This is a genomic window from Streptomyces sp. NWU339 (assembly GCF_003143855.1).
GTDB lineage: Bacteria > Actinomycetota > Actinomycetes > Streptomycetales > Streptomycetaceae > Streptomyces.
The window spans coordinates 1-4,824 of sequence record NZ_QFRK01000112.1; the positions used below are offsets into that span (position 1 = coordinate 1).

3 protein-coding genes and 2 pseudogenes are annotated in these 4,824 nt (G+C 69.2%); 2 read left to right on the forward strand and 3 right to left on the reverse strand.

All coding sequences use genetic code 11. The annotated features are described in order from the left end of the window. From DIZ27_RS43260 to DIZ27_RS43270, 3 genes and pseudogenes are all read right to left on the reverse strand, one after another. A pseudogene (locus DIZ27_RS43260) lies at window positions 1–978 on the reverse strand (ISL3 family transposase); the annotation flags it as partial. A gap of 340 nt (window positions 979–1,318) precedes the next feature. Continuing rightward, window positions 1,319–1,900: a dihydrofolate reductase family protein gene (locus DIZ27_RS43265; protein ID WP_109383757.1), complete on the reverse strand. Its 582-nt coding sequence runs from the start codon at window positions 1,898–1,900 to the stop codon at window positions 1,319–1,321. Window positions 1,901–1,965: 65 nt separating this feature from the next. Further along, on the reverse strand, window positions 1,966–2,268 hold the full coding sequence (locus tag DIZ27_RS43270) for a helix-turn-helix domain-containing protein (RefSeq protein WP_258308883.1): 303 nt from the start codon (window positions 2,266–2,268) through the stop codon (window positions 1,966–1,968). 469 nt (window positions 2,269–2,737) lie between these two features. On the opposite strand from DIZ27_RS43270, the gene DIZ27_RS43275 reads away from it, so the two are divergent. Together DIZ27_RS43275 and DIZ27_RS48235 are read left to right on the forward strand one after the other, a co-directional pair. Further along, a complete protein-coding gene (locus DIZ27_RS43275; RefSeq protein ID WP_109383758.1) occupies window positions 2,738–3,979 on the forward strand; it encodes a PP2C family protein-serine/threonine phosphatase in 1,242 nt (413 codons plus the stop codon). Window positions 3,980–4,151: 172 nt separating this feature from the next. Then, a pseudogene (locus DIZ27_RS48235) lies at window positions 4,152–4,522 on the forward strand (XRE family transcriptional regulator); the annotation flags it as partial. Window positions 4,523–4,824: the final 302 nt, after the last annotated feature.

The window sequence follows — 4,824 nt, forward strand, 5'->3', positions numbered from 1 at the left end:
GTGCGCAGGTGGCCGCGGTAGGGATCGACCAGGGTGGGTCGGTACTGGGGGGGCGATGCGCAGCATGGTCGGCTCGGGGATGCGGGCGTAGCGTTTGACGGTGTTCAGGGCCAGGCCCAGGCGGCGGGAGCAGTCGAGCAGGCCGACGCCCTGGCCGAGCAGGTCGTGGACCTTGTGCCAGCGTTCGCGGGTGGTTTGCTCGCGGACGCCGCCGGGGCGTGGTGGGTTGACAGTGGCCCAGCAGCCTGCGTGGGTACGGACCTCGGCCAGAACCTTGTCGCACAGGTTGCGCCACAGATGCCAGCGATCGCTGACCTGCACCGCGTCGGGTAGTGCCCGGCGGATTGCCTCGGCGTAGGTGGCCGATCCGTCCCGACATACGACCTCGGCGTCGGGATGTTCACGCAGCCAGGCTTCCAGGGTGGCGGCCTCGCGGTCGGGGAGCACCTCGATGCGCTCGCCGGTCTGCGCGTTGATGATGATGGTGGCGTAACGGTGGCGGCGGCGCAGGGCGAAGTCGTCGACCCCGATCACCTTCGGGACGGGCACCTGCGGTGTAGGGATACGCCGCAGCAGGCGCAGGGCCGTGGCGTAGGAGACGGGCGTGGCCAGGGCGTGGGCCAGGCGGGCGGCCGCCCGGCCGCATAACTCCTTTACCACCTTCGCCATCTGGCCGGTCAGACGCGTGGTGTGGCGTTGATGGCGCTCCAGCAGCCCGGGGATCTGCTCGCGGAAGGTCTGCCGACGACAGCCCAGGACAGGGCAGGCCAGGCGCCGGACCCGGACGTGGACCACGACCCGGCGGCCGTCCACCGGCACATCCGCCACCGTACGGCCGTGATACCCGTGCACCTTCCCCGTCGGCGCACCGCATATCGGGCAGGGCACCGGGACATCCCGGGTCCGGGCGGTGACCCGGACTACCTCACCGCCATCCGTCACCTCCTCAACAACCAGCGCCGACAGGCCAGAAAACACCACGGCTACAAGGGAGTTGACGTCATCCATGTCCCATGGTCGCAGACAGAGACGCAGCGTCACCACCGACTACGGAACAGAGCCTAATTCCTGATAGACCCCAGGCGGATTCAGACCCGACTACACCCTGCATTGGTGAAGAGCCGCTCTTCCTGGGGGTCGGCCAAGATACGACGGAAACCGGCAACCAGTGATCTTGAGTTGAACGTGCCGCAGGTGAGGTACCGGGGCGGATCGGCGTCGGCTGCCCGACCAGAGACGGCGATGCGCCAACGCAGCCGGAGGCCCGATCTTGTGTCACCGTTCGCAGTGGACTTCTTCGCGTACCCGCTCAGGTCGGTCAACGGCGCACCCGATAGCGCAGGTGAAGCACCCGGTTGCCCTGAATCACCACGTCAGGATCCTCCAACAGGTGCTGCGCGTGGACCGACCCGAAGTAGCGCTTGCCGGACCCGAACACGACGGGTACGACGTCCATGCGCACCTCGTCGATCAGGCCCGCGGCAAGCACCTGGCCACCGACGTCACCAGCGGCGACCTCGACCATGCGGTCACCCGCAAGCCCTTGCGCCTTGGCCACGGCTGCCTCGACGTCGTCGACGAAGTGAAACGGCGCCGCGGGGTCCCAGCCCTCGGGCTCCGGCCGGTGCGTCACGACGACCACGTGGTCGATCCCGCCCGGCGGCTTCCCGTCCCAGCCGTCCGTCAGGTCGAAGACGTGGCGGCCGACGATCGTGACTCCGATCTGGTCCCAGTACGGCCGGGTGTAGTCGTAGGACGTCTGCGACACCTTCAGCTCGCCGCTCTCGTCCAACGGGACGTCACCGCTGGACAACCAGTCGAACAGCGGTCCGGGCTGGTCGTTCTCGTCCGCGACGAAGCCGTCCACCGACACCGAGCTGTACATGACCACCTTGCCCACGGGGCCCTCCTCTGCTTTGGGGTGCCCCAAATTAGCGTGTCGTGAGCTGTCGCTCTTGTAAGAAATCAATCGGCCGGCAGCGGCCGGCCGTCCAGCACGTGGCCGGGCTGTTCGCGCAGGAACCGCCGCCGGACTTCGACGTACTGGGTCGGCCTGAGCCCGGTGAACGCCCGGGACTCGTGGCCGAAGTGGGCCTGGTCGAAGTAGCCTGCGCCACCGGCGAGTTCGCCCCAGTCGATCGGCCCGGCGGGGTGGATTGCGAACACGGTGGCGGCGTAGCGGTAGGTGCGGGCCAGCCGCTTCGGCGTGACGCCGATGAGCTCCTTGAACCGCTGTGCCAGATGAGTGCTGCTGACACCGGCTGCCACGCTCAGGTCGCCGATCGCCGTAGGCCAGAGTCCCGGCGGCGGGTGGCGCCTCGGCTGAGCCGGCTCTCGGTGCCCCTCCATTGGACAGCCACCACGTCGGTCACACCCTGTTGTCGAAGACTTGCGGGCATCAAAGCGGCTTGAGGGAAGGCGGCCGAAACACAGCGCGCCTGTACGCGGTGCGGATCTGCATCTCAATGTCATCGGTTTCTGCAGAGGTGGCACCAGTGTCCTCCAGCGCTGGTGTCAGAGCGGTGGGTTGGGGGCTCGCCGTGGGGTGTGGGGTGGTGGTGACATCGGGGTGCGGTTTTTGCGGTGACGGCTCGTGAGGTTGCTGCAGGTCGCGGCGTGTCCTTCCGGTGCAGATTCGCACTCAGCGCCTCCGGCGAGCCGACAGATCGCCGCTCACGGCTGACCGCATAGTCGAGGACCGGGAATGAGACAGGAGGGGCTGGACAGGAGAGCGTTTGTGACCACATCGCGGATCGACTACCGGGCGTTGTTCGCCGTGGCGTGCAGCCCTTGTCTGGTGCTGGACCCCGAGCTGGTGATCGTTGAGGTCAACGAGGCCTATCTGCGGGCCACGGGCCGGACCCGGGAAGAGCTGATCGGCCGGTACTTCTTCGATGCCTACCCCGAGAATCCGGCGGATCCGGATGCCGACGGGGTGCACAATCTGAACGCTTCCCTGCAGCGGGTCCTGCGGTCGAAGGGACCGGACACGATGGCGGTGCAGAAGTACGACATCCCGGTCTCCGGCCATCCGGGAGGGTTCCGGGAGAAGTGGTGGTCGCCCATCAACACACCCGTCCTCGGAGCTGACGGCGAGGTGCAGTGGATCATCCATCGGGTGGAGGACATGACCGAGTTCGCACTGACCCGTCCGCTCCGCCTCCGGCCGGATGCCCCGGGCGCAGAGCACAAGGCGACGGAGGCCGAACTGTTCACGCGGGCGCAGGAACTCCAGCGCCTCAACGAGGAACTCCGCGAAGCCCACGACCGGGAACGCCGTACTGCCCTCACCCTGCAAGAGGTCATGCTGCACTCCCCGGACCTGGCCGCTCACCGCGAGATCGCCGTGCGCTACCTGCCCGCCGTCCGCTCCCTCAACGTCTGCGGCGACTGGTACGACGTGGTGGACCTGTCCGACGACACGTACACCGTGGCGGTCGGTGACGTGGTCGGCCACGGCCTGGAGGCCGCCGCCGTCATGGGCATGCTCCGCAGCGCCCTGTCCGCCGCCGTCCGCGCCATACACGAACCCGGCACAGCGATGGACGTCCTGAGCCGGTACGCCCGCGCCTTCGAGGGCGCACTGGCCACCACCGCGGTCAAAGCCGTCATCGACACCCGCCAACAGCACATCACCTACACCAGCGCCGGCCACCTCCCGCCCCTTTTGGCCCGGCCGGACGGCACCGTCGTCCTGCTCGATGAGGCCACCAACCCTCCACTGGGCGTCCTTACCGAGGACGCCCCGCGCCCCCAGGCCACGGTTGCCTACACCCCGGGCGACACCCTCGTGCTCTACACCGACGGGCTCATCGAACGCCGCGGCGAGGACATCGACGCCGGGCTGCACCGCCTCGCCGATGCCCTCGCCCGGCACGCCCGTCTGAGCCCCGACCGGCTGGCCGACGTCCTGCTCACCCGCCTCGGCGTGGCCGACGGCGGACGCGACGACGTCGCTCTGGTCATCGTCCGCCTGTAAACCGGCCTCCGCCTGCTCCACCCATCTCGCACCGCGGCGGCTACCGGCAGCCCGAGCGGACGCTACGCGTCAGGCCGCAGCCTCCTCCCTACCCGGATCCCCGGAACCTGTTCGCCGCGGCGACGCGGCCATGCTCGGCGCTCCGAGCGGCTGTTCCTAGGGGACGGGCGAATTGCGCAGCAGAGTCGTCAGGCAGCTCAAGGGAACCCGAGCCGCGGCCGACGCGCTCGGCGTCTCCCAGCGCACCGTCGAGCGGTACGTCAAAGACCAGAGATCCGTCGGCCCCGCGCCGACCTCGCACAACGCCTTCAGGACGCGGTCCGCGCCCGCCGGCAGCCCCGCGTCCGCGAGCGCGCCCGGCGCCAGGCTGCCACCGGCCCGGTCGTCGACAGCCGCGCCCGGTTCGGCTTCACCGCCGCGCCCGGCACCACCGACGACGCCCGCACCCGTCACCTCACCCTCGCCCTGCCCCCACAGCACGCGGCCCGCCTCTTCGCCGCTCAGGAGACCGGCGCCAGTGAGCGGCGGCTGTGTGACATCGCCCCCGCGCGTCCCTGGGCGCCACCTTCGAGGGGTCCGCTATCTCCGGCACGCCGATGGCTGTCTCGTCAGCCCGCGCGGTCGTCACCGTCGTGATGGCGCCCTGCCTGTCCCAGCGGCCTACTCGTCAGCCGATGAGACGCCGTATACCCCAGCTTTCGATGCGCATGCCGCCACGCGGGCGGCGTCGCGCGCCCTGTGAAGGGTAAACGCAACGAAGTGGAGCAGGCGRAAGGAGAACGCAGTGGAAGAATYATCGCTTCGTGCGGTGGGCTGGGCGCGGTCACTGCCGATCAACACCAGCC